Consider the following 23468-nt stretch of genomic DNA (forward strand, 5'->3'; position numbering starts at 1 on the left):
GACAGTTATGACCAAAATACTTGTGGTAGACGACGAGGAGGATTTGAAAGTATTGATCAAGCAGCGCTTTCGTCAAAAAATACGTCAGAACGAGTACGATTTTATTTTCGCTGAAAACGGTCGGCACGCATTGGAGCAGATACTTGCTCATCCCGATGTGGATTTGGTATTGAGCGATATCAATATGCCCGAAATGGACGGGCTGACCCTACTGACAAAGCTCAGTGAGCAAAACTCCTTGCTCAAGTCTGTTATCGTATCGGCTTACGGCGATATGGAAAACATTCGCACCGCGATGAATCGCGGTGCATTCGACTTTATCACAAAACCCATCGATTTCAAAGATCTCGAAATTACCATCGAGAAAACCATAGTACATGTGGCAGCGCTGAAGAAAACCTTACAGGCGGTCAAAGAGAACAACATCCTTCGCATGTACGTGGACGAAACCGTGCTCAACTTTATGGGTGGAAAAGAAGCTGAGACTGCCCTCTTTGAAAATGAAACCATAGAAGGTACCGCGGCCTTTATTGACATTTGCGGTTTTACTGCCATTAGCGAAACCGAGCCTGCCGATAAGGTGGTAAAGATGCTCAATGCCTACTTTGACATTATCGTGCATGAGATCATCAAAGAAGAAGGTACGGTGGACAAGTTTCTCGGAGATGCGGTCATGGCTACCTTCCGTGGCGATTACCATGTTGATCGTGCAATAGATGCATGCCTATCCATACGCAACGCCATTGAAAACGCCGACATCGGTATTGGCGAAGACTCTTATAAACCCGACGTTTCCATAGGGATAAACAGTGGCGAAATGGTGTGGGGAAACATCGGTTCGGCTGCTCTGCGTAGACTGGACTACACCGTAATTGGCGATGCGGTAAACGTAGCTGCGCGACTGCAAGCCGCAGCCGATAAAGGTCAGATTGTGATCGGGGAATCCAACTACTTAAAAGTGAAGGAGTCTTTTGAGTGCAAAGAAATTGGCGAGATTAATATGAAGAACAAGAAGTTGCCTCTAAAGGTATACGAAGTGCTGAAGTAAGCCTCGTTCCTCTTTTTCATTACACAGTCAGCAAGCCGAACTCTCTGAGCTCTTGTATGGGTTTGGAATACCAAAACAGTTCAAAATTTTCAAATTGTGTTTCGTAGTCGGCTTTAACCTGCCCGAATGTCAACAGCCTTTCTTGGGTTGGCGACAGCTTAGGAAAGGTATTCATCAACCATTCCCCTTTGTCTTTGTCCAGTTTGATTTGAAAAGATTCCCGCTTATCGTGAAACGTGAGCCGAAGGATCTCCCAAGTCTTGCCTTTTTTTGTTTTGGATTGAGCTTTCGCGAAAGGCACCCCACCCAGCCATACGACTTTGGCAGCAGCCTGCACACTGATGTAAGGCTCCGATTCTAAGCAAGTGAGGATATAATCTTGCCTGACTTTGGTCTTAGGGATTTTAAAATCAAACCATTCTTGAAGTGGCAATTCAAAACCGAGGCCGTGCATAAAATTGAAGAGCGACTTCTTTAAGCCAAAGCTGAATTGGCCGTGATCGATGCCCGTTTGGTCAGTAAAGTCTACATCGTTATTGGCGAAGGTGATCTCTTTGTAAATGGGTTCAATGCCGTAATCTGAGGGATTTAATCCAACGGGACTGTGCGCCGTGAGCGCAAACTGATGCCAGAATCCCGATTGCAGAACGCCCTGCTCAAAAAGCTGTCGCACCATTTCCAAGCTATCTATCGTTTCCTGCACGGTTTGCGTTGGATAGCCGTACATCAGGTAGGAGTGCACCATGATATTGGCCTGGGTGAAGTTGCGCGTCACGCGAGCCACTTGCTCTACCGTCACGCCTTTGTCTATCAATGCCAAAAGACGGTCAGAAGCCACTTCCAGTCCGCCCGAAACGGCGATGCAGCCCGATGCCTTCAGCAGGTAGCAGAGGTCTTGGGTGAAGTTTTTCTCAAATCGGATGTTGGTCCACCAGGTCAGGGAGAGCTCCCGCTTGATGATCTCCAAAGCAAGGGCTTTCATCAGGGCGGGAGGTGCGGCCTCATCTACAAAGTGAAAACCCGTTTCGCCCGTTTGTGCAATCAATTCTTCCATCCGATCTACCAAGAGCTTGGCAGCGATGGGCTCGTAGAGCTTGATGTAATCCAGCGATATATCGCAAAAGGTGCACTTGCCCCAGTAGCAGCCGTGGGCCATGGTGAGCTTGTTCCACCGCCCGTCGCTCCATAGGCTGTGCATGGGGTTGGCGATTTCAATTACGGAGATGTATTGATCGAGCTTGAGGTCCGAGTAGTCGGGAGTGCCTACTTCACTCTGCTTGTAATCCCGCCGCGTAGTATTGTTCTTGTGAACCACTTCTCCGTTCTCTATGAGAAAGGTGCGCTTGTATTCAACCCCTGTGTCGTCTTTCGCGGAAGCGTGCTGAGCCAGCAGTTCTATGGGCAGTTCGCCATCATCCAGAGTGATGTAATCAAAATAGGAAAAGACCCGCACGTCTTTCAGCGAGCGCAATTCGGTATTGGGGAATCCGCCGCCCATGGCCACTTTCACTTCAGGATAATGGGCCTTGATGAACTGAGCGCAGCGGAAGGCACTGTACAGGTTTCCCGGAAAGGGAACCGAAAAGCAAACCAATTTGGGATTGATGGCTTTTAGCTGCTTATCGAGAATCTTCAGCGTGATGCCATCGATGTGGGTCAATTCGCCTTGGAGGGTATCGTGCAATTCGTCAAAGGAATTGGCGCTTCGTCCCAGACGTTCGGCATATCGGCTAAAGCCAAAGTTGGGGTCGACGCATTCCACGATAAAATCAGAGAGATCTTCGAGGAATAAGGTGGCCAAGTGCTTGGCCTTGTCTTGAATGCCCATGGCGCCAAAGGCCCAATCCATATCGTCGAGCGCATCAAAGCGAGATGCCTCAGGCAAGAAATTCTCGGTACAAATTTGCCGTGCAAAGGTTTGGTTCTTTCCCTGAAGGAAGGCTACAACTTCGTCAATGACCAATAAGTAGTGGGCTCTTAAGGCGTATATCCTGTGGCCATTATCTGAGCTTACTCTGCGCTGCTTGTGCGCTTCAGCGAAAAGGAACTCAAAGCTCTTTTTGGAAAACAACTCCAGAATGACTTCAATGCCGAGATCCATTTGATACGCACCGATACCTTTCGTATTCAGAAAACCCTTGAGATAGGCCGTAGCAGGGTAGGGCGTATTCAATTGTGTAAACGGAGGAGTGATGAGCAGAAGGTCTTTCAAAAGTCAAATTTGGACTGGTGGCCGCAAAGATAGATGGAAAAGTGACTGGCAAATCTAAAGACAAAACAACTTCTTGCCTCTGTGTCCCTTTCTCTTGCTCTGTCGCAAATGCGCAGTATCGGGTAAAAACAAAACACTGATTTGCCGCATTTCTCAATCACAACTGCTTAGGCAACATTTCATCATCTATCAATGCCCGAATTCATTTTGTCTAAATTTGAGCCATCTATATATGTACACCAATGACACGAACTCTTTTTCTCTTTCTGGCAATTGCCTTATTTGCCTGTAATTCTACTCCAAAGCAATCGGGCGATTTGGGTGTAGTGAATTTGGAGGTGCAGGGCTCACCGGAAGCGGTTGAAGCCTTTAACCGAGGACTGCTACTACTCCATAGCTTCGAATACGAAGACGCTCGTGAATCCTTTCGAACGGCTACCGAAATAGACTCGGCCATGGCCATGGCCTACTGGGGCGAGGCGATGACGTTTAACCATCCCATCTGGCATCGGCAAAAGCCGGACAGTGCACGAGCTGTTTTAAACCGGTACACAATGGCAGGTGCTGAGCCTGAGTCAGACTTAGAAGCCGATTTTTTGGAATCTCTGGAAGTTCTTTATAATGAGGAGTTTGAGAAGGACCAGCGTGACGACAACTATTTGGAATTTTATACCGAGATGGCCGAGCGCTATCCGAAAAATCACGAAGTGCAATCCTTCTATGCGCTGGCCCTTTTGGGTTCGGTAGAAGATGGACGTGATGTGGAAGTTTATGGAGAAGCAGGAAAGATCGCTGCGCAAATCGTCAAAGAAAATCCACAACATCCGGGTGCCTTGCATTACCTTATTCATGCCTACGACGACCCTGGGCATGCCACACTCGCCATGGAGGCGGCAGAAACCTATGCTCAGGTAGCACCATCGGCTAGCCACGCCCTGCACATGCCATCGCATATCTTTGTAGCTAAAGGAATGTGGGATGCCGTCATTGCTTCAAATATCGACTCTTATCAAGCAAGCGTAGACAGGATGGTGGCAAAAGACTTGGACGATGATGCCCGAGGCTATCACGCTTATCACTGGCTCGAATACGGTTACCTTCAGAATGGTGAAATGGATAAAGCAGCAGTTTTACTTGATAGTATGATGATCCATGCAGAGGACACACCTTCCAAAAGAGGGCGCTCCCACCTGATTTATTTGCAAGGGACCTATTTGGCAGAGACGGGAGATTGGAACAGTCCCTACGCTGAAATGGCGATAGATGCGTCTGATCTCAGCATCACCGTAAAAGCAAAGCAGTACTTCATAAATGCCATGCGATCTTATTCTAAAGGCGATGCGGACTCGCTTAGAGCGACCCAAGAGCTGCTGGAAGCATTGATACGCAGAGAGTCTCTCTTTGCCGATACATTGGATTTCAAACTGTGTATTCCCAGCGATATAAGCAAAGCCAGGCCCAGCGATATCGTAGCAGCTAAAGCGATATTGTATCAAGTCTACGCACTTGGTTATATGCTTTCGGGTGATGATGAATTGGCAGAAGAATATCTGGTGAAGTCCACGGAACTGGAAGATTCGGGAGATTACAGTTACGGGCCTCCCGTGATTCAAAAACCCACACACGAGTTGTACGCCGATTGGCTATTGTCAAAAGAACGCTACGCAGAAGCCTTGGCTGAATACGAGATAGTACTTCATCGAGCACCGGGTAGAAGATTGGCGACCATTGGGGTTGAAGAGGCAAGGGCTCAGATCGGTAAAGACCAAACCGCGGCGATTTAGTGGTTCATAGATCGTAACCGAGTCGTTTGCTTGATAAGCAATGAGCATCCAATCAGCGTTATTTAAAATTCAATATGGAATCAAAAGAACTTATTCGAAAAGGTGAAGGTGAGAATTACAATTACGCTCAAGACCATTGCTTTGTGAAACTTTCGTCGCGCGATACAGACGGCGAATTATGTATAGTGGAAGATACTTTGAAGCAGGGGTTTCATCTAAAGCGTCACCATCACAAGGTCATGACAGAGGTATTCTACATGTTGGTTGGGGAGCTAGAGCTCATTTTCGATGACGAAACAATTGTTCTGAAAGAAGGAGACACTATAACGGTTCCGCCAAATGTTTGGCACGAAGCTAAATCAGCGGAAGGCGGAAAGATGCTTACGATATTCAAAAACGGTGCGTTTGACATTTTCTTAGAGCAACTCTCCACAATGACCGAAGATGACTTTTCAGATGCGAAGCTAATGAAGGCCGTCTCTGCCAAATTTGATATTTACGAGGAGTAATGCAAAAAAAGAAACCCTTCCACGACGGGAAGGGCTCTTTGAGGTTTGGTTGCAAAAACAACAGTCTTGTTATTTTGCTGTGGTCAATAGCCGCGTTACGTCCTTTTTCTCGTAAACATATACGTGCTTTCCATCGGTGGTAAGGGAATTTCCAGCCCCTTTCTTGGCATTGAAAGCCCAGTACTTACAACCGTCTTTGATGTCAAAAGCAGCGATGTCATTCTTTGGTGTTTCCAGAATCAGAATGTTTTCGTGGAAGTCAACCACAGAAGCTCTTTTGTATTTATTGGCGGCGACTAAACTCCCGTCAGCAGAATTAAAAGTTGAAACTCCTTTTTCTCCAACTACTACAATCATTTCCTCATAGGGCAAGATCACCACGGCATTTCCGACTCCGCCGTTTTTCACCTCAACTTGGTAGTTTACATCTCCACCATGAATCTTTAAGCTGTACAGTTCCTTTCCCGAGCACACCACAAGGTTTTCACCATAGACGAGCATATTGGTAATACCCTTTTTGAATTTTTCGGAATCCCAGATGAGTCTGCCGTCTTCGTCGCTGTACGCCTGCACACCGCATGGCTTGATGTTTTGATCGTATACTTTCTTGGTGTAAGTAATATTTCCGTCGGCATCTTTTTCTCTAAACACCCCCTGAATTTCTACCACGCCACCTATTTGAAGCAGGAGTTTCCCATCTTCCAAGTACATGTTTGGAACCACTTTTGCGCCACCACCTATCTCTTGTGATTGCCAAACCAAACGGCCTGTGCTTCTTTCGTATTTGTTGATGTGCTGACCTTTTTTGCCTTCCATATCAAGCACATACACAAACTCATCTGTAATGATAGGATCGGGAAGTGCACCGTAAACGCCAAAGGCAGTTGCATTGCCGGGTGCTTTAACGGGAATTTTGTAATCAAACGCAGCACTCCACTTTTCTGCTCCCGTTTTGTAGTCATACACCTGCAGTCCGCCCAAGTGAAGAATTACATTTCCATCTATCACATCAATGCCATATAGCCAGTCGCCTGTTACCACTTTCTTACTCGCTCTACCTATGTAGGTATTCTCCCAAACGAGCTCCCCTGTTTTCATGTTGATTTTGGCAATCTGATTTTTAAATCCTGAAAACATCGCTATCAATCCCGATGGAATAAAGTTTACGGTAGTAAGGAATCCGTCTTCGTAGTAATACTTTCCAACTTTTCCTTTGAATTTGGCGGTGCTCCAGAGTTCTTCGCCCGTGTCGGCGTTTACGAAAAGGTTCACATCTTTAAACGTAAACAGAAAGCCATTTTCCTCCTCAATGAAGGAAATCATCTCTTCTTGCTTCAGCTTGTATCGATCAGATTCCCACAATAAGTCGCCTGTTACCATGTCAATAACGGCTACTTGCTCTTTTCCCATTTTTAGATCGAGGAGAAAGATTTTTTTCGCCTCCCAAACGGGAATGATCCCATCTACTTTTTTGAGTCGTTGAGAGATGTCCGTAAAGTCCTTTGTCCACACCACCTTGCCGGTTTCATTTTCGTAAACGGATATATCCTTATTCGAGGCAGTATATCCGTAGCCTACCCAGCCACCGTTGTCGCAGCCAAAGAAGTCTATCTGGTGGTCGAGTCGGGTTGACCACATTTCGGGCATATCGTCTTGCGCACTGATTGACAAAGCCAAAAACAAGCCCGTAATAAAAATTGATATTGCTTTCATTTTAGTTGATTTTAATAGTTATGGAATTATAAATGTGTATTGAAAATTATAGAGGTTTCCTTTGGGTATTTTGAAATCAAATTTGTGGTGCCTTACCAAATCATTTAAGGTGTTTTGTCCGTGGATGGAGGCGTCTTCTGATCGCTCCAAAGAGCGCATATGGGTTATTTTCCCCTTGTCGCCCACGGTTATTTGATAGGTGTAGCTCCCGTGTATTTCTTCTTTTTCCATGCCTTTCAGGAATTTTTCATCTTGGACGAGTTCGTCGAGATTCTTGGTGGCAAGTTCTGCAAACTCGTCACTCGTTTCTACGAATGGTCGTTGTGCTGAAAGCTCAGCACCTGTGAGCAGAATTGCGAACACAAGTAGTATTTTGAGGTTAGTTTTCATATGGTATTTCCCATTTAAAGATTAGAGATCCGTTGGTTATCAGAAGGTGGCTGTCATCAGCAGAAAATGCGATTCCTACGCGTCCGTCATCGGCAGGAAACTGCCCCTTCGTGTGACTTCCAAACATTCGCTTAGCCAATTCAAATCGAGCTATTATGCTTGCGTCATCGTACCTGCACACCCATACTTCAGGGAAGCGACCTTTGTTGATAGTCACCAGTGCGAAATACTCTTGGCTATTGCTGAATTCGAAGTCGGGCTCGTAGATGGAATTTGAAACGAAGCCACGGGGTAAGGTTTCTCCGTTTTCGACATTGATTACCGAGATGTACCTGGTACCCGTCATCCCCGTTTTTGCGACCACCTTGGTATGCGGTACCGAGTAGCAGAGTAGGGTAGAGCCTTCCGGCGAAAACTCCAGCGCGTAGGGAATGTCAAACATTTCATCAACGGTGTATAGCCTTGTGTAGTTTTCCGTTTCGTAGACGGAAATGCACTGCCGGTACTTCTTGAAGATTTTGTAGTTGTCTTTTTGCTTCTTCTTGGTGATGTAAGAATTGAGGTATTCATCTTCCACATGATGAGAGATGGCCACCTGGGAACCATCGGGAGAAAAGGCCATGCAATTGGTCGCGTCAGGGGTAGGGAGGAGTACTTTCTTTCCTTTGCCCGAAAGGCTATAGCTATACAGGTTGTCACCTTCAAGCACGATCAACTCCTCATTGTTGGGGTGAAAGTCGGCATCGTGGCCTGCATCGATGGTCAGCACCTCTTTTCCCGTGGCAGCTTCTACCACTTCAAACTTTACCTCGCGGTCTTTATTGGGAGCGTAATCCAAGTATTTGAGCTGCTGAAGCAAAATGTACCTGCCATCGCTCGAAAGATTGACTCGAGAACCGCCGTACCAATTGCCCACATCGTAAGTCGACTTGATATTGAGATCTTGGTCTACCACATATAGCGGAAAGCTCTGCGTGGCTGAGATGATGTAATCTTCCGTTCCAGGAATGATGTCAATGTCTGAATGCAGAAATTTATAAGGGGCAGGCGAGACATCTATTTTCTCAAAGACCATATTCGTGCTTTGCCCCAATAGTTGCAGTGAACAAAAGAATATCGAAAGAATAGTTATGCTTTTTGCCTTCATTAGTCTATAAGTTTCATTTTTATCGCATGCCGAATCATCCCGGCAACGTTCTTTACTTGGAGTTTGGTTCTGATGCTTTTTCTATGACTGGCTACCGTTCCCTCATCGATATTTAGCAGAAGAGCAATTTTTTTGCTGGTGAAGCCTTTGGCAATAAGCGCCAGTACTTCTTTTTCTCTTCCGGAAAGTGGATGTGTGTAGAATGATGAATCGGCTGTCATATTCAGTTGATTAGAACAGGACAAAGATTCCTAAAGCACGTTGGGTAATAAATAGGGAGAAAGCCCTAATCGTATAGGGTAAATACCCTAATTCTTAAACTAGACCGTTGGAAGCGGCCAGTTTTACAAGAGCTGCTGAATTGTGAACCTGCAGTTTTTTCATGAGGTTCGTTCGGTGGGAATCTACCGTGCGGTGAGAGATGAATAGTTCTTCTCCAATTTCTTTATTGGACATTCCTTGAGCGATGAGTTTGAGGATTTCCCGTTCTCGCTCGCTGAGTTTTGAAAAGAGTAGGGCGTCCGTTCCTACGGTAAAATTACCCGGAGTTACATTCTCTCCTGTAATGACCGCACGCGCCGCATCGCCGCTGAAGTAGGTTTTTCCTTCGGCCACCCGTTTCAACGCGGTTTCAAATTCAGAGCGATCTGAATTTTTCAGTAGAAAACCACTGGCACCGATTTCCATCATGCGTTTGATGAGAGACGGGTCGCCGTGCATGGTGAGTATGATAACCTTTGTTTCAGGACTCCGCTTTTTCAGTTCGATGGTCGCTTCCAAGCCATTCATTACGGGCATATCTACATCCATAAGTACAATGTCGGGCTTCAGCATATCTGTAAATTCCAGCGCCTCTTTTCCGTTTTCGGCTCCTCCTACTACCTCAAAGCCGCCCAAGCTATTCACGAGCTCGCTTATTCCGCTTTGCACCAGGGTATGATCATCGACAATCAATATGCGCATCAGGAGAGGGGAGTTTTAATGGTGGTTTCGGTTCCGCCTTCTTCGGGAAAATCAAAGCTAAGAGAGGCATTGATTTGCTGAAGGCGCGATTTGATGTTGAGGAGGCCATGGCCCTCATCTTTTGTCGGGTTAAAGCCTTTTCCATTGTCTTTCACGGCCAGCACCAGCGTTTCGTTTTCCTTTAAAAGATCGATAGAGACGCGATCGGCTCCAGAGTGCTTGAGAATGTTGTTGATCAATTCCTGTGACACGCGGTACATGTTTACCTCCACTTGGTCGGCGAAGCGGTTGCCTTCTGTATCGTCGTGAAAGTGGTACCTGATATTATTGAGGCCCAAGCTTTTTTCTAATGAATCTTTGATCGCCGCGCCGAGCCCCAGCTCGCTCAGCGATTTTGGCATCATTCTATGTGAGAGCTCTCTCACATCTTGCGCCGATTCATCTACCACTTTCTCAATCAACTGAAATTTGGTTTGATTCTCTTCGCCTTGGTCCTTCATCTGATTGGACATATTGGCGAGCCCGAGTTTAATGCTGGAAAGCTGCTGACCGATGCCATCGTGCAGTTCTCTGGCCATTCTCCTTTTTTCCTGTTCGGTGGCGTTTATTACTGCATCAAGTTGGTTTTTCTGCTCAGCTGCAATGGCTCGTTGTAGCTCTGCCTCTTTTTTGGATTTAATAAAGCGGTACCCCAGAATTCCCGATACCAATGCCAACAAGAGAATTCCCGATAGCCCCAGAAGCATATTGTTCCTAGCTTGAATTTTAAGATCGGCTTCTTCCAGTTCGAGTCCTTGAATTTTAATCTGTTGCTCTTTTTCCTTCGTTTGGTATTGCGTCTCCAGCTCCTGAACGATCTCTTGTTGGTTTTCGCCAAGAACCGAATCATGAACTGCCAAGTACTGCACATGGTATTCCAAAGCCTTTTCAAAATTGCCTAAGTTCTTGTACGAACTGGCCAAATTGGCGAGGGAAATCTCACGGTCGTGCTTCGAGTCAATTTCGTTGGCCATGCGCAGGCACTTCTCTAGCGTTTGGATCGCTTGGCGCGGGTTGCCCATTTCATTCTTCATCTCTGCAATGTTCGAGAGGGTACTGATCTGTCCGCGAATGTCGCCAAGGGTGCTGTCTATTCGATAGGATTCGCGGAATTGATCGATAGCACTCTCCATATCGCCCATGTAGTAATACACGGCGCCAATATTGTTGATGCTTTCAGACATTCCCTGAAGGTTATTGAGCTCCTTCTCTATTCCGTAAGACCTTTCGAAGTATGTGAGCGCAGAATCAAGCACACCCTGATTGGCATAAACTATTGCGTAGTTATTGTAAATATTGGCAATCTCTTTTCGGTTGTTCTCTTCGGTTTGGATGTCCAGAGCCTCATCATAATAGGATAGAGCCTTGTCGTAGTCTTCCATATACATAAACATCACACCCACATTATTCAGTACCGTGCCGACATCTGTATTTTGATTCGCCTCTTTGTGCAGGTCGATGGCTTTTTGGTAGGATTTGAGTGCCTCTTCGTATTCTCCCTTATACCTGTAGCAAACACCTTTGTTGGAATGGATGGCTGCTTTGAGCGATACGGCCTCCGTTCCATCTAGATAGCCGAGAGCGCTGTCCGCATAAAGCAGTGCCTCATTGTAATATCCTTGAAATCTGTAGGCTACTGAGAGTTTGTGCATGGCATCCGCAGATCCGTAAGCATATTTGAGTTCGACTGATTTTTCAGCCGCTTCTTCCGCCATTTCCTTGGCACGATTTGGGTCTGATTGAGCAATGGTAAAACTCAGCTCGTTGAGTTTGTCTACCAAGGCTTGATTTTTCAGCCCTATGAGCTTTTGATCTAAGCTATCGACTTGCGCATACAAGCTGTTTAAGGAAATGATTAAACAGAACAAAAAGACTCTTTTCATATGATTAGTGTAACCAAAACGAATATATACCTCTTCTTTTAATTGTTCCACTTTTCATGAAAAATGAAGAGTAGATTAGACTCATTCTAGGTACTTTGACGGGTATGGTTTTGAGTGAATCGGTTTTTTATGGTAATGAGAAAAAAAGCTTATTTCTTAGGTTTCTATAAGAGGTGAATCTGTTTAAACTCGATTTTAACGACTAATAAAATGTTGTGTATCAAAAGCTAGGAGGAGTTAGATTTTTCACTGTAACCCGAGGCATAACTTCCTCTTTTGGGACATGTGAAAAAAACGTACTGCAACATTTTCCATCTCAATAGGATTAATGTAGATTGGCCACACGTGAAAAGATACTATTAATGGAAAACAGTAAAGTAATCAACCAGCTCAGAGTCGTGTTAAAAAACTTACCGAATGACTGGTTGGGCTTAACTACACACAGGCTGGATATTTACAATGAAGCTAAAGCCAAGACACAATTCTTGGATGAGTTTGAAGACTTATTGTCTAATGAGAGGGTCGATGCCACTGCGCTCAATGCTTTGCCCACGGCTTACGACTACATTCGTTTGGGGCATCCTTTGTCCTGTGTTTTGGAATGGGCTATTGCCAATTTGAATCACCTGAACTTTGAGAATGTTATTGGTTTTTCATCTATAACGGCTCCTGTTTTGGCGGTTCTTAGAAAGAACTTGTTTGAAGGTGAAAACACGCGGCTAGCTTATACCGGTGAATTGCCTGGCTTTTTTGATGCCGGCTTGGTTCGACGCGTTTATGGATATCAATTTGAGCTGACACAAGTTGCTCAAGAAGAGGATATTTCACAATTTGATGGAACCACCATTTTCCTTTCTCAAGGTGGTGAGTTGGGTAAATTCGAAACTAATCCCAATGTTGACTTTCGTATCAATGTCCATTCTGAGCTAGGGAGTATCCTGATCGTAAACGGCAAGAAGAATGAAAGTGCGATTTCAGAAATTCAGCACGTTCGAAGAAGAGAGACCATAGCTATGACACCTGCCGATTGTCTTACCGCCATAGAGATGCTGATAGGAGAGTCTTCTGACAGAAATAAGAATCAGGTTGACTCCGATAAAACCAAGGTTTTGAATTCCATTCAGGCTATTACCGGTGCACCGACAAAGCCATTGGTTGGTTCCAGCGGGCTATCTATTCAATATGCTATCATGATGGGGTTAATTGATGATGCTCTGGAGAAGCATCCCGGGAAAGCCATCAAATTTATCGTTCCTCCTAATTGTTATGGTGGGACAAACGACCAGGCAAGGAGAGTTGCCGCATGTCTTGACAATGTGGAGATCGTAGACTTACCGGTTGACGGCGAAAACGATATGGTACAGAGCATTCATGATGTTTTGGATCGAGTAGCGAAAGAGGATGCCGTTCCATATATCATCGCTGAGATTCCCACCAATCCAAGGGTAGAAGTTCCCGATCTTGATCAATTGAAAGCTGCGCTCGGCTCTAATCGAAAGACACAAAACGGTGAGGATGCAATTGATCCTGTTTTCATTTTAGACCAAACCTTCTGTCCGAATTTTCAGTTTTTGGGTGAAGGCAAAATTCTCTCAACGGTGCGTACGATATCTTATGCCAGCGGATCAAAATTTCCAAGTGGTGGAAAATGCACTGCAGGCTACTGTGTTGGAAATACGAAAGCTTTGGCCTTGATGGGCTCTATAGAAAGGCATCTTGAACTTTGTGATAATGAAGCTACCGATCTTCAGATGGAAATATTGGCGCAGCAATTGCCTTCAATGAATCAACGCATTACTGATGCCTATGAGAATACACGTGAATTTGTAGAGTTCATTAAAGAGAATTTGCCTTCGGCAAAAATCAATTTTGTATCAGAAGAATTGGCAAGTGAAGGATTTACACCATCGGTTTTTTCTTTGGATCTGCCTGCGGAAGGGCGCACACATGATGAGATAGAAGCCAATAAAAAAGTCTTGAACAACAGATTGATTCACATGATGATCACCGAAATTCCCAACGAAAGCAAGTACTGTGTGAGCTACGGGCAGCTAAAGGGATGCTATTGGACCATACCCGCTACATCCACTCAAGGCACTACGAAGGAGGGAGACAAAGACTACATCGTTCGGGCATCACTTTCGCCTGATATGGATCTTGAACGACACAAAAAAGTATTTTTAGATTTTGTAGCCACTATCCAATCATAACAACCATGACGCAACTTAAATTCAACCTTACTGATGGCAAAGAGTACATCGCTCTTGATAAGCTACTGAAGCTGATGCGGGTAGTAGGCTCCGGAGGTGAAGCCCACGCTGTAATTCAAGAAGGAATGGTGCTGGTAAACGGTGTTGCCGAAACTCAGAAGCGCAAGAAAATGCGCGTTGGTGACAAAGCCGAGTTTAATGGACAGGTGATAGAAGTGGAATCATGAATGGAACACAAAGAGCAGCTATCTCTATCGGATCGGCAGTAGAAATCGTTCTAAAAAAAGATCAGAGAACAGGCGCGTTGACCGCTGGAATTGTAGCAAGTATTCTGACCAAATCCCCAACTCATCCCCATGGAATAAAGGTGCGTTTGGAAGACGGGCAGGTAGGCAGAGTAAAGAAGGTATTATAACGTTGATTTCCCGGTGGTGTGCAAGCCTGTAGTTACAAGATGCCTAATAAGACTGCACCGAGCTTGTTCGATGTTTCTCATTTTAGCTTCTCCATGAAAATCAAAGTTTTGAAGAACAAAATCAAGGCTATAAGCTCGTCACTTTTTTGTTTTTTCCTTTTGTCGTTCAGTTATGGACAGTTTCCCCTAGACAAAAATTTTGAAGGACTGAAAGCTTCGCCACGTATAATGAGCGAGACCATAGAAATGGTTTCTGAAGGGATCAAGTTCAGGCAAGTTTATCATTTCGATGTTTCGGGACATCTCATGAAAATTGAAAACTACAATGACTATCACCTAGATGAAGATTCACTCCATCTTGGCGAGATTACCTATTTTGAATACACAACGGGCAATAGTCGAAGTAGTTTTACGCTGTCCGCAGATAAGAGCGACACAGTAAAGGTGACTCATTACGAGTTTTTTGGTGAGAATAACATTAAGGTCTATACTGAAAATTACAGCAATTCATATTTTACAGAAATCATTCAAACTCTCGATGAGAAGGGAAGGATTGTGGTCACTCATGGATTTATTTCAGATCGAGATAACGAAGAGATCTACACGGCCTCTATCACAAGATTCATCTACGATCATGATAAATTACTGAAGCTGATTGTAGTCAATGATCGTACAGGAGCCGAAGGTAAAGAGGTATATTGCCACAGCAGGAAGTATGATGAAGTGGGTAATCTGACTCACATGGAATACCAAGACGAGGATGGAGTGATTGTGAGTATTGTCGACAAATCGTATGAGTACTATGGCGCCGAAGTTAAGTAGCGCAAGTTAACTCAGAATGGCCGGGTCGATTTAAATGAAGTGATGATGGAGTGATTGGTGCTATCAAAAACATCAAAACTATTTTGAAAGTAGAATGAAAGTATGCGTTGCACAAGTAGAGCCTAGGAAAGGGGATATTCAAGAGAATATCAAAATCCACATGACTTGTGTAGAAATGGCCATTGCTGAGAATGTAGACTTTATTGCTTTTCCTGAACTTTCACTTACAGGCTATGAACGTGAACTCGCACAAGAATTGGCAATGGAGATAGATGACTCCAGGTTGGATGAGTTTCAAAATGCAAGCAACATCAATCATATCACAATAGGAGTAGGGATGCCCCTCAAATCAGAATTGGGAACGCATATCAGCATGATGTTCTTTCAGCCTCATCAAGCTCGAAAGATCTATTCCAAGCAAAAACTACACGCTGATGAAATCCCATTCTTTGTTGAAGGTCACGAACAGCTGATACTGACGGTTGGCAGCACTGAGATTGCCCCCTCCATTTGCTATGAATCCACGTTTGATGAACACTCTGAGAACGCCAAAAAACTCGGAGCTGATGTTTACTTGGCTAGTGTAGCCAAACCCAAGGGCGACATTGATAAGGCCTACAATCATTATCAGAGAGTGGCTGAAGAATTAGGTTTGACAGTGATCCTATCAAATAGTATCGGGCCTTGCGATAATTTTCTGAGTGCTGGAGGATCAGCAATTTGGGACTCGACCGGAGTTCTACAAGGGTCAATAAAATCACAAAGCGAAGGAATTCTAATTTTCGATACAATTGCTAAGGAGGCAATTGAAATATCGATAGCGCCTGTCGATTAATTCAAAGGAAATTTATGCAATTATGCACCAAGGGAAGGATGATATGGACGAGCTAATCAAAATTGGAAAGAGGAAGACAATCTTGATATCTATTGGTATTCTACTTGTATCTATCCATACCATCTATTTTTACCATGCCGTGAGACCCGAAATAGAAACGAAGAAATTAATACAGCAGATAATTCGATTTCTTCTGACAGTGGGCCTTTTGATGGTTACGTACAAAGGAAAAAAATGGGCGAGAATACTCTCCATTATTCTATTTTCTCTGGGAATGGTTGGGGGATTGATCGGACTAGTTGCATTAGACAGTGCCTCGTTTATCAATAAGTTGCCTTTGCTGGTGATGACTTTTGTATACTCTATAGCTGTTTATCACTTTGCCATTACGAAAAGCTTTAAGGCATATTTTGATCAACTCAATGGCAAGGAGGTAGAGCTCGAAGAAGAATTTTAGAAATCGCTTAAAGTCCCCCGGTACATTCAATCAGGGTACCTGAGTCATTGAGATTTTTTACTTTCGGTGAATGGATCATTGCCATTGCAAAAAGGCGACAATGAACCCAGAGAAAACGCATATGCACCATCCCGATTCCATTCGACTAAATAAAGCGATCAGCGATAGCGGTTATTGTTCTCGACGCCAGGCTGATAAGCTGATTGAGCAGGGTAGGGTGCGCCTGAACGGCAATAAGGTAAAACTTGGCGACCGCTCTATGCCGGGCGATAAGATTGAAGTAAACGGTGAGCTGATTACGGGCAACGATAACCTAGTGTACATTGCTTTGAACAAGCCTGTGGGCATTACCTGCACTACGGATCAGCGGGTAAAGGGAAATGTGGTAGATTTTATAGGGCACAGCGAGCGAATCTTCCATATCGGTAGATTGGATAAGCCCAGTGAAGGTCTCCTGTTAATGACTAACGACGGAGATATCGTAAACAAGATTCTCCGTGCGGGAAACGAGCACGAAAAGGAGTATATCGTCAAGGTGCACAAGCCCATATCGGAAGAGTTTATTGAAAGAATGGGAAATGGTGTTCGCCTCCACGAACTGAAGGTGACGACCAAAAAGTGCGAGGTGAAACGACTGAATCGGTTTACTTTTAAGATCATTTTGGTGCAAGGGCTCAATCGCCAAATCAGGCGAATGTGCGAACACCTGGGTTACGATGTAATGGAACTCAAACGAATCAGGATCATGAACATCGAATTGGGAAATCTCCCTCTTGGGGCTTGGCGCGATCTGACTTCTCAAGAATTGAAGGGCTTAAAAGCTTCGATTAAGGAATCAGATAATAGTTCATATGTCGATTCGCTTGAACAAGGTAAAGGACAGCATAAGTCCAACAAATGAACATGAACCGAATCGATAACTTTCAAAAACGCATTGAATGACTTTTAAAATAGCTTTCTCATTCCTTCGTCAGTTATTGTTATTAATGGCAATAGGTATGATCTCTGCAGAAAACCTCATGGCTCAAGAGGTAGATAGCCAGAGTGATAGAGACATCGCAAGGGCGCATATTACAGCTTTGAAAGGAGGGGCACTGTTGGTTCGGCTACAAACCAGAGCTCAGTCTTTGGAAACCCTCAAAGAGAGAGGATTGACCGATAAAGCGGAAGAGTTGGAGAGAAGACAAGTCGAGGAGAATCTCGAATATGTTAAAGCCTTTATCTCTGAATTTGATTTTGCTCCCGTTTACTTCTTTAGAAGCGAAGACTCCAAGCTGGTCAAAGAAGGCAGGCTGAGTGAGGTGGTTTTTTTAAACGATGATCTAGTAGCTGATAGCAGTATCACCGTAGAGGAGCGAAGTATCTATACCGCTGAATTTGGTAATGTTGCCCCTGACGATGAGAAAATGCGCCAAGATTACAGGCTTGACAAAGACAGTACCGGTGTCAAACAAAAGGCAACTTATTACGGCTCTGCTGATATGGGCTTCGAAGCATTGGTCATAATGGATGATCAATTCATCCAGTTGCGCAATCCATTTCCCTATTACGTGCGCACTTATGACAAGAAAGGTATCATAACTCGAAGTGCTGAAAAGGCCGTTCGGAAATTGAATCAAAAGTTGCACCAGTTCTACTGACAAGAGAAGCCAATCAGGCCCATCCAAGATGGCGTGATTTTCAATCAATCAACCACAATGAATTTCATCCCTAATGGGAAAAGCCGTTTACATGAAATCAGAAAGGTTTTGTCCTAGTCTTTCTTTTTTCTCCAGGTTGAATGATTTATCTGGAAATCGTGCTTAAATACTTATGACTCAGATTTGCTCCACAAGATGGAGGACAAGGATTTTCTCCCTTTACTACCTTCGGTGAAATACTTTTTACCACTGTATTTCCGGACAATTTAGCGGAAGTTAATAAAAATGTAGGGCTACCATTTTGTGTTGTTGCTCTGGTTACCTCAATTCCTGTGCAGCCCTCGGCCTTCAATAGCGCATTGATTTCATTATTGCTAATGGTCACGGCAAATCTGACACCATTTACATTTCGAACAGCTTTTGCTGCCTGATCTTTTGAGAGTTGATTTGTAGAAGGGGTTCCGTTTTGAATTCCTGAAAACAGGCGATATTTTGTTGAGGAGGAACTCATGACCTTCATATCAGCTCCTGAAGAAACACAAACAGCAAGCACGGATTCAGATCCGTTCGAATTAGGTTTTGCACTGTAAAACCGAATGGCTTCACAGTTTGTTCGTCCCATCATTTCATAGAGCAAGTTTGAAGAAAAAAACACGCCTCCGTTGGATTGATCCAATAAATCTGAAGAGGATTTATCTATTGAAATGAAGCCAAATGATATGGAAGCAATTAGTAAGATTGCTAAGGGAAAAAACTTGAATCTCATGACAGGTTAAATTACTTGGTTAGTTTAAGGAGACAGAACTTTCATTTGAGGGAAACTCTGCCAGTCTTGACGAAAATAGGGTAAAAATCTTAATCAAGGGATATTCATAAAATTCTAAAACCATAGGTTTTCCCGGAGTTCATCGAATCAAATTATCAAGCCATCCTCTTGCTCGTGCAAGGGGAGTCAATGCTTAGAAAGAGATGAAGCGAAAATAGGGTAGAGCCATTCCTTTGAATCCTACTTGCCCTAATTTGCTTTAAGTCTTTTAACAAAAAAGCCTGCTCATCAAAGTGAGCAGGCCTGCATTGTTATAAAAATCAGCTTTAAGCCGACAGGATTAATACTTATCCTTTTTTAGTAGCCTCTTTCTTGGATTCGGCTTTCATTTTTTCAGCTTTCTTATCGCAGCAAGCTTTGCCTTCTTTCGCTTCGGCCATATTGCTGCAACATGCTTTTTCCGAACCTGCTGATGCTTTTTCGCCACCTTTCTTGCAACATCCTTTAGACATTTCCTTGCAACTCGATGCTTTGGCAACTTTAGCGGTTACTTCCTTATCAGCCGATGTGGCTTTCTGAGTAGTTTCAACTTTTTGAGTCGCTTCTACCTTGGTATCAGTTGATTTTGTTTCTGTCGTTTGCGCATTTGCAATTCCCGCCATGGCGAAAACGAGTGCGAACAATAAAATGTATTTTTTCATATTGATAGGTTATTTGAGATAAAGATAAGTACTTTTTGATCAGTGCATCAACACTGAAGGTTATTTTACCATTTATTGGTACAATACGAATGAGCGTAAAAAGTGTTCGTAAACCGAGAGAATAGTTTATTTCCAAGTAAAATTCTGAATTCCTTCCTTTTCGCCTTGTTGAAGCAGAACACCCGAGCCAAAGCTAAAAGTGTTGTAATCTGAGAATTCCGTAATTCCTGAAACCGGGTTGATCCCGGTTGCACATCGTACTTTCCACTGGAAGCTTCCTCCACCGCCAAGTTGATTGCCTGAAACGAAGTAATTATCAGGTGAGGAGTTTACCACAGTGATACTGCGCGGGTCATTCCCCCCAAGGACACCACCACGTATTTCGCAGCCAACGGCTCCATCAGGAGCAGTCCAAGTAAGTAGAACACCATTAGGGAAAACCTGTGATTCAAGAGCAAAATCGAAAGTGGTGAGTCCCCAAGTATCTTCAGCCTCGGGGCCTCCCCAAATTAAAGTGGCCAAAATGGGATTGTCTATAAACGGATTCCTATTGCCTTGTCTGATTTGAGCGATCTCATTTTTCTGAATTTCAATTTCAGAAACAGGATCTTCAGCATTCCATTCCAAAAAGATAAGAGGCACGTTGATATCACTTGCTATGGTTGGACCCAGACCCGAAGAGGATGGAAGGCAAAGGGTTTGAGATGAAGAGGTTCCATTTCCATCATATCGCAAGTACATGTAGAGGATGATACGCGCTACGTCTCCTTTCCATTCATCACCGGGATACCATCCTGATCCAACGTATCCTGCATTTCCACTTCCGTCTACGAACGGGGAATTGCTTCGATTTTGGTTTGTTTGCTCATCACATGGTCGCAAGTTGAGAATGTCGGTGCCGGGTCCCGGATTGTCAACCGTGAGATTTGGAAGTGCCAACGATCGGGCAAAAACATGTTCTCGGTTCCAGTCGCCGCCAGATCCGCCATAGTCATCTATTCCTCTTTCTCGGTCATTGATTAGCGTTCCATCTTGTCCACTTTCCCAACCATAAAGCAGAAGAACTTCATTGGTATTGTCTGGATTTTGATCGCCATCTTGAAGAGCATCCCAAGTGTCGAAGCTCGACGACGTGTAGTTGAGAAAAGAAACTCCGGAGCTTATCTTATCAGAAAGTTCATCCTGTAAAGCGGTTCCCGTTAACTCCAAATCTACATTGTTGTAATACGATGGAATCTGAGCTTGAACCGTTATTGCCAAAAGGCAAAAGGTCCATAAGGTGATGTGTGATTTCATTTCGCTAATTTAAACTGAAATTGGGTCCGACTCAATGGTCTCTGCTCAATGTGAAGCTTCGCCAAACCCTACCGATTCAATAATTAGATAAGTAGGACACTCTGAAAACTATACTTAGTAGCGGTAGCAGATGGCATTGATGTTCATACCTGCACCTACCGAAGCAAAAAGCAGAATATCACCTTTCTTCAGGCTATGTCCTTCTTTCTCGCCGCGATTCACTACATCGTAAAGGGTAGGGACAGTTGCTACAGAACTGTTTCCCCATTCATGAACGCTCATTGGAAGAACTGAATCAGAATATTCGCGCTGTCCGTATAATTTGTACAAGCGACTGATGACCGCCTCATCTAACTTTTCGTTCGCTTGATGGATGAATATTTTCTTCACTTGGCTGATGTCAACTTTGGCCTTATCGAGGCACTGCTTCATAGCTGCCGGCACTTTTCTTAAAGCAAATTCATAAACCTTTCTCCCCTTCATTTTCATATACATCACACTGTCATCAGCTTCAGGCTCGTAAGACTTATCCATGAAAAGGTAGTCAACTTCCTCTTCAGCGAAGGTAGCTGATGCAGTACTCAAAATCCCGGCATCATTGTCTGTGTCTTTGTACTCCAAAATTGTGGCGCCTGCTCCATCAGAAAAGAGCATGCTGTCGCGATCATAAGCATCAATTACTCGTGAAAGTGTTTCTGACCCAATAACCAAGACCTTTTTTGCCATACCTGCTCTGAAGTAAGCTTCTGTCTGAATAACGCCCTGCACCCAGCCGGGACAGCCAAATAAAATATCGTAGCCTATGCAGTTCGGGTTTACAATACCTAGCTTATTCTTAACCCTTGCGGCAATGGAGGGTACCGCTTCTGACTGAATGGTGCCTGCTTTGATGTCTCCAAAGTTGTGAGCGACAATAATCTGATCGAGCGTTTCAGGATCGATACCTGAATCTTCGATAGCGCGAACGGCAGCTTGATAGGCTAGGTCCGAAGAAGTCATTGAGTCATCCGCCCATCTTCTATTTCGAATACCGGTGATCTCTTGAAACTTCTTGGAAATGATTTCAGGTGGGTTGTCTATTTTGACAGACTCTTCCGTATAAAATGTTTGGCCGTGAAAATCTTCATTCGACAAAATTCTCTTAGGCACGAAACTTCCTGATCCTGTGATTACTGTTCTTGGCATTAGTGTTGGGTGTTATGGCGCGAATATCCGAATATATCCGACGTGACACAAGACCTGTGAGTCTAATTGTCCGAAACACACGCTTAATTGAAATTTAGTGATTCCTTGTAAAGGTGTTTGAATTGAGCGTCAGCATCATGCCTTATGTAAAAGGCATTGCCATTGTATATTTTGAGTTTTTCAGGAAAAGGAAAAGCTACTTTCATAGGGGTGCTAAGAGCCCCTGTTTTCGGGTCGAGTTCCCGAATAAAATAAACTCCTTTTTTCTGGTGTATTGCATAGAGTTTTTCATTCACTTGGTCTTGTTCTATGCGCCACAATTCTTCGCCCGGAAGTTCTATTTGAAAATAAACGGAATCCAAAGTTTCTCCCCTTTGATCATGTCGGTAAATCCATTGATTCATCGCATCTAAGATCAGTACATCACCGTCTTTTTTATACACAGGCGTATATGGGGGCCTGAGATCCCGATCTACTCCCGTGGCATAAGGTTGTTGAGAGCGAAAGTTTGGCTGCCTGTTATTGGCTCTGATATAGCTCGCGTATAGCTCTTTGTCAAAGCCCTGGGCTTCGCTCAAAGCAGCAGCCAATGCTCTTTGTTCCGGATCGAGCATGGTGTAATCCAAAAATGTTTTCGAGAAATAAGCTCTGTTTCGAGCGGTTCTGATTACTTCATGGGATTCAAGCTTAGTTTGATAGCAATAGTGTACGACTTGTGGGATTTCCCGAACGATCTGAACACTAAACGCTGAGCTCGAAAGTGCAACGGTATAAGGTACCACTTTGGTTCTGTATTCCTTTAAGTCAAACTCCTCAACGCTTAGCTTTCCTTCGTCTTCATTTACAAGAAGAGCAAAATCCAACCCTTGAACAAATAGTTCATCAAATGCACTTCTTCGCAGCCTCTGAGGATAATCAGGAATAAGAACACGGTGGCTCATTTCTCCATTATCAAACAAAGTCAAGGCGCAATTCTTCAAAGATGAGCCATTGTCAGGGTCGCTGATGTTTCTGTTGAGGTATGAGCCTACAACTAATAGATTATCAATGAATTCAAAATCAAATAAGTATTCAAATTCGGGCTCGTAAACTCCCATTGCTTTTTCTGATATTTCTAACCCCTTAGCCTTAGGTTTGGGAACCAGGTAGACTGCCACATCAGTGCTCTTCACCATATCGTATGGATTGCGATCATGGTCGTGGTATCCTGATGCCGAGACCTCCAGGCTTTTTCCTTCTTTGAAAGGAACTGCGAACCCACCTCGTGCATCTGTCCGAACGTTTCGGTTACCCATTCTTACAGTAGCATTTGACAGTGGTTTTTTAGTATCTCCGTCGTATACCACACCGCTGATCGCCTCTTGGCTAAAAAGTGAGGTAGAAATGGCTATCCACAAAAAGAAGATGAAAAAGGATTTTGACATGGTCTCATTACTAAACGAGATGAAATTAG

At 44.1% G+C, this 23468-nt stretch carries 23 protein-coding genes; 11 read left to right on the forward strand and 12 right to left on the reverse strand.

All coding sequences use genetic code 11. The features are described from left to right. The first annotated feature begins 7 nt into the window (after window positions 1-7). On the forward strand, window positions 8-1048 hold the full coding sequence (locus O3Q51_14720) for a response regulator (protein ID MCZ4410073.1): 1041 nt from the start codon (window positions 8-10) through the stop codon (window positions 1046-1048). 19 nt (window positions 1049-1067) lie between these two features. Here O3Q51_14720 and O3Q51_14725 read toward each other — a convergent pair whose 3' ends face one another. Further along, complete coding sequence (locus O3Q51_14725) at window positions 1068-3260, reverse strand: B12-binding domain-containing radical SAM protein (GenBank protein ID MCZ4410074.1); 2193 nt, start codon at window positions 3258-3260, stop codon at window positions 1068-1070. A gap of 242 nt (window positions 3261-3502) precedes the next feature. Between O3Q51_14725 and O3Q51_14730 the strand changes: the two genes are divergently transcribed. Next, a complete protein-coding gene (locus tag O3Q51_14730) occupies window positions 3503-5044 on the forward strand; it encodes a hypothetical protein (GenBank protein MCZ4410075.1) in 1542 nt (513 codons plus the stop codon). A 74-nt stretch (window positions 5045-5118) separates the two neighbouring features. Beyond that, window positions 5119-5553, forward strand: coding sequence for a cupin domain-containing protein (locus tag O3Q51_14735; protein MCZ4410076.1), 435 nt, complete (start codon window positions 5119-5121; stop codon window positions 5551-5553). Between the two features lie 69 nt (window positions 5554-5622). Here the strand turns inward: O3Q51_14735 and O3Q51_14740 are convergent, their stop codons facing one another. From O3Q51_14740 to O3Q51_14765, 6 genes are all read right to left on the reverse strand, one after another. Next, complete coding sequence (locus O3Q51_14740) at window positions 5623-7266, reverse strand: PQQ-binding-like beta-propeller repeat protein (GenBank protein ID MCZ4410077.1); 1644 nt, start codon at window positions 7264-7266, stop codon at window positions 5623-5625. A gap of 18 nt (window positions 7267-7284) precedes the next feature. Continuing rightward, complete coding sequence (locus O3Q51_14745; protein MCZ4410078.1) at window positions 7285-7656, reverse strand: hypothetical protein; 372 nt, start codon at window positions 7654-7656, stop codon at window positions 7285-7287. Further along, the gene (locus O3Q51_14750) at window positions 7646-8803 is read right to left on the reverse strand and encodes a hypothetical protein (GenBank protein ID MCZ4410079.1); all 1158 of its coding nucleotides are present in this window, start codon (window positions 8801-8803) and stop codon (window positions 7646-7648) included. Before O3Q51_14750 ends, O3Q51_14745 begins: the two co-directional genes overlap by 11 nt. After that, entirely contained in the window at window positions 8803-9024 is a 222-nt protein-coding gene (locus tag O3Q51_14755) for a helix-turn-helix transcriptional regulator (GenBank protein MCZ4410080.1), read from the reverse strand. Before O3Q51_14755 ends, O3Q51_14750 begins: the two co-directional genes overlap by 1 nt. A gap of 94 nt (window positions 9025-9118) precedes the next feature. Beyond that, window positions 9119-9766, reverse strand: coding sequence for a response regulator transcription factor (locus O3Q51_14760; protein MCZ4410081.1), 648 nt, complete (start codon window positions 9764-9766; stop codon window positions 9119-9121). Continuing rightward, the gene (locus tag O3Q51_14765) at window positions 9766-11688 is read right to left on the reverse strand and encodes a sensor histidine kinase (GenBank protein MCZ4410082.1); all 1923 of its coding nucleotides are present in this window, start codon (window positions 11686-11688) and stop codon (window positions 9766-9768) included. The genes O3Q51_14760 and O3Q51_14765 overlap by 1 nt, the downstream gene beginning before the upstream one ends. Window positions 11689-12050: 362 nt before the next feature. Between O3Q51_14765 and O3Q51_14770 the strand changes: the two genes are divergently transcribed. The 8 genes from O3Q51_14770 to O3Q51_14805 all read left to right on the forward strand — a co-directional run bounded on the left by O3Q51_14770 (window position 12051) and on the right by O3Q51_14805 (window position 18067). After that, window positions 12051-13898, forward strand: a complete 1848-nt coding sequence (locus O3Q51_14770; protein MCZ4410083.1) for a cystathionine beta-synthase — start codon at window positions 12051-12053, stop codon at window positions 13896-13898. A 5-nt stretch (window positions 13899-13903) separates the two neighbouring features. Further along, window positions 13904-14125: an RNA-binding S4 domain-containing protein gene (locus tag O3Q51_14775; GenBank protein MCZ4410084.1), complete on the forward strand. Its 222-nt coding sequence runs from the start codon at window positions 13904-13906 to the stop codon at window positions 14123-14125. After that, window positions 14122-14313, forward strand: coding sequence for a YwbE family protein (locus O3Q51_14780; GenBank protein MCZ4410085.1), 192 nt, complete (start codon window positions 14122-14124; stop codon window positions 14311-14313). The genes O3Q51_14775 and O3Q51_14780 overlap by 4 nt, the downstream gene beginning before the upstream one ends. A 228-nt stretch (window positions 14314-14541) precedes the next feature. Then, complete coding sequence (locus tag O3Q51_14785; GenBank protein ID MCZ4410086.1) at window positions 14542-15135, forward strand: hypothetical protein; 594 nt, start codon at window positions 14542-14544, stop codon at window positions 15133-15135. A 94-nt stretch (window positions 15136-15229) separates the two neighbouring features. Beyond that, window positions 15230-15970: a carbon-nitrogen hydrolase family protein gene (locus tag O3Q51_14790; protein ID MCZ4410087.1), complete on the forward strand. Its 741-nt coding sequence runs from the start codon at window positions 15230-15232 to the stop codon at window positions 15968-15970. 22 nt (window positions 15971-15992) lie between these two features. After that, window positions 15993-16427 (forward strand): hypothetical protein, encoded by a 435-nt coding sequence (locus O3Q51_14795; GenBank protein MCZ4410088.1) that lies wholly within the window; start codon window positions 15993-15995, stop codon window positions 16425-16427. 100 nt (window positions 16428-16527) lie between these two features. Next, on the forward strand, window positions 16528-17328 hold the full coding sequence (gene rluF / locus O3Q51_14800) for a 23S rRNA pseudouridine(2604) synthase RluF (GenBank protein MCZ4410089.1): 801 nt from the start codon (window positions 16528-16530) through the stop codon (window positions 17326-17328). Between the two features lie 37 nt (window positions 17329-17365). Further along, window positions 17366-18067 carry a hypothetical protein gene (locus O3Q51_14805; GenBank protein MCZ4410090.1) on the forward strand — a complete coding sequence of 234 codons (702 nt, stop codon included), beginning with the start codon at window positions 17366-17368 and terminating at the stop codon, window positions 18065-18067. 145 nt (window positions 18068-18212) lie between these two features. Here O3Q51_14805 and O3Q51_14810 read toward each other — a convergent pair whose 3' ends face one another. The 5 genes from O3Q51_14810 to O3Q51_14830 all read right to left on the reverse strand — a co-directional run bounded on the left by O3Q51_14810 (window position 18213) and on the right by O3Q51_14830 (window position 23439). Continuing rightward, window positions 18213-18833, reverse strand: a complete 621-nt coding sequence (locus O3Q51_14810; protein MCZ4410091.1) for a hypothetical protein — start codon at window positions 18831-18833, stop codon at window positions 18213-18215. Between the two features lie 347 nt (window positions 18834-19180). Further along, window positions 19181-19534, reverse strand: coding sequence for a hypothetical protein (locus tag O3Q51_14815; GenBank protein MCZ4410092.1), 354 nt, complete (start codon window positions 19532-19534; stop codon window positions 19181-19183). Between the two features lie 126 nt (window positions 19535-19660). Then, a complete protein-coding gene (locus tag O3Q51_14820; protein ID MCZ4410093.1) occupies window positions 19661-20830 on the reverse strand; it encodes an endonuclease in 1170 nt (389 codons plus the stop codon). A 114-nt stretch (window positions 20831-20944) separates the two neighbouring features. Further along, a complete protein-coding gene (locus O3Q51_14825) occupies window positions 20945-22015 on the reverse strand; it encodes a ketoacyl-ACP synthase III (GenBank protein ID MCZ4410094.1) in 1071 nt (356 codons plus the stop codon). Between the two features lie 83 nt (window positions 22016-22098). Beyond that, complete coding sequence (locus O3Q51_14830; protein ID MCZ4410095.1) at window positions 22099-23439, reverse strand: carboxypeptidase-like regulatory domain-containing protein; 1341 nt, start codon at window positions 23437-23439, stop codon at window positions 22099-22101. Window positions 23440-23468: the final 29 nt, after the last annotated feature.

The organism is Cryomorphaceae bacterium 1068, assembly GCA_027214385.1.
In the GTDB taxonomy this organism is placed as follows: Bacteria; Bacteroidota; Bacteroidia; order Flavobacteriales_D; family Cryomorphaceae; genus JAKVAV01.

What these genes read in the sequence shown, in the direction of transcription:
- O3Q51_14720 (MCZ4410073.1), top strand. Translation starts at nt 8, where the DNA reads ATGACCAAAATACTTGTGGTAGACGACGAGGAGGATTTGAAAGTATTG.
- O3Q51_14730 (MCZ4410075.1), top strand. Translation starts at nt 3,503, where the DNA reads ATGACACGAACTCTTTTTCTCTTTCTGGCAATTGCCTTATTTGCCTGT.
- O3Q51_14735 (MCZ4410076.1), top strand. Translation starts at nt 5,119, where the DNA reads ATGGAATCAAAAGAACTTATTCGAAAAGGTGAAGGTGAGAATTACAAT.
- O3Q51_14740 (MCZ4410077.1), bottom strand. Translation starts at nt 7,266, where the DNA reads ATGAAAGCAATATCAATTTTTATTACGGGCTTGTTTTTGGCTTTGTCA.
- O3Q51_14745 (MCZ4410078.1), bottom strand. Translation starts at nt 7,656, where the DNA reads ATGAAAACTAACCTCAAAATACTACTTGTGTTCGCAATTCTGCTCACA.
- O3Q51_14750 (MCZ4410079.1), bottom strand. Translation starts at nt 8,803, where the DNA reads ATGAAGGCAAAAAGCATAACTATTCTTTCGATATTCTTTTGTTCACTG.
- O3Q51_14755 (MCZ4410080.1), bottom strand. Translation starts at nt 9,024, where the DNA reads ATGACAGCCGATTCATCATTCTACACACATCCACTTTCCGGAAGAGAA.
- O3Q51_14760 (MCZ4410081.1), bottom strand. Translation starts at nt 9,766, where the DNA reads ATGCGCATATTGATTGTCGATGATCATACCCTGGTGCAAAGCGGAATA.
- O3Q51_14765 (MCZ4410082.1), bottom strand. Translation starts at nt 11,688, where the DNA reads ATGAAAAGAGTCTTTTTGTTCTGTTTAATCATTTCCTTAAACAGCTTG.
- O3Q51_14770 (MCZ4410083.1), top strand. Translation starts at nt 12,051, where the DNA reads ATGGAAAACAGTAAAGTAATCAACCAGCTCAGAGTCGTGTTAAAAAAC.
- O3Q51_14775 (MCZ4410084.1), top strand. Translation starts at nt 13,904, where the DNA reads ATGACGCAACTTAAATTCAACCTTACTGATGGCAAAGAGTACATCGCT.
- O3Q51_14780 (MCZ4410085.1), top strand. Translation starts at nt 14,122, where the DNA reads ATGAATGGAACACAAAGAGCAGCTATCTCTATCGGATCGGCAGTAGAA.
- O3Q51_14785 (MCZ4410086.1), top strand. Translation starts at nt 14,542, where the DNA reads ATGAGCGAGACCATAGAAATGGTTTCTGAAGGGATCAAGTTCAGGCAA.
- O3Q51_14790 (MCZ4410087.1), top strand. Translation starts at nt 15,230, where the DNA reads ATGAAAGTATGCGTTGCACAAGTAGAGCCTAGGAAAGGGGATATTCAA.
- O3Q51_14795 (MCZ4410088.1), top strand. Translation starts at nt 15,993, where the DNA reads ATGCACCAAGGGAAGGATGATATGGACGAGCTAATCAAAATTGGAAAG.
- rluF (MCZ4410089.1), top strand. Translation starts at nt 16,528, where the DNA reads ATGAACCCAGAGAAAACGCATATGCACCATCCCGATTCCATTCGACTA.
- O3Q51_14805 (MCZ4410090.1), top strand. Translation starts at nt 17,366, where the DNA reads ATGACTTTTAAAATAGCTTTCTCATTCCTTCGTCAGTTATTGTTATTA.
- O3Q51_14810 (MCZ4410091.1), bottom strand. Translation starts at nt 18,833, where the DNA reads ATGAGATTCAAGTTTTTTCCCTTAGCAATCTTACTAATTGCTTCCATA.
- O3Q51_14815 (MCZ4410092.1), bottom strand. Translation starts at nt 19,534, where the DNA reads ATGAAAAAATACATTTTATTGTTCGCACTCGTTTTCGCCATGGCGGGA.
- O3Q51_14820 (MCZ4410093.1), bottom strand. Translation starts at nt 20,830, where the DNA reads ATGAAATCACACATCACCTTATGGACCTTTTGCCTTTTGGCAATAACG.
- O3Q51_14825 (MCZ4410094.1), bottom strand. Translation starts at nt 22,015, where the DNA reads ATGCCAAGAACAGTAATCACAGGATCAGGAAGTTTCGTGCCTAAGAGA.
- O3Q51_14830 (MCZ4410095.1), bottom strand. Translation starts at nt 23,439, where the DNA reads ATGTCAAAATCCTTTTTCATCTTCTTTTTGTGGATAGCCATTTCTACC.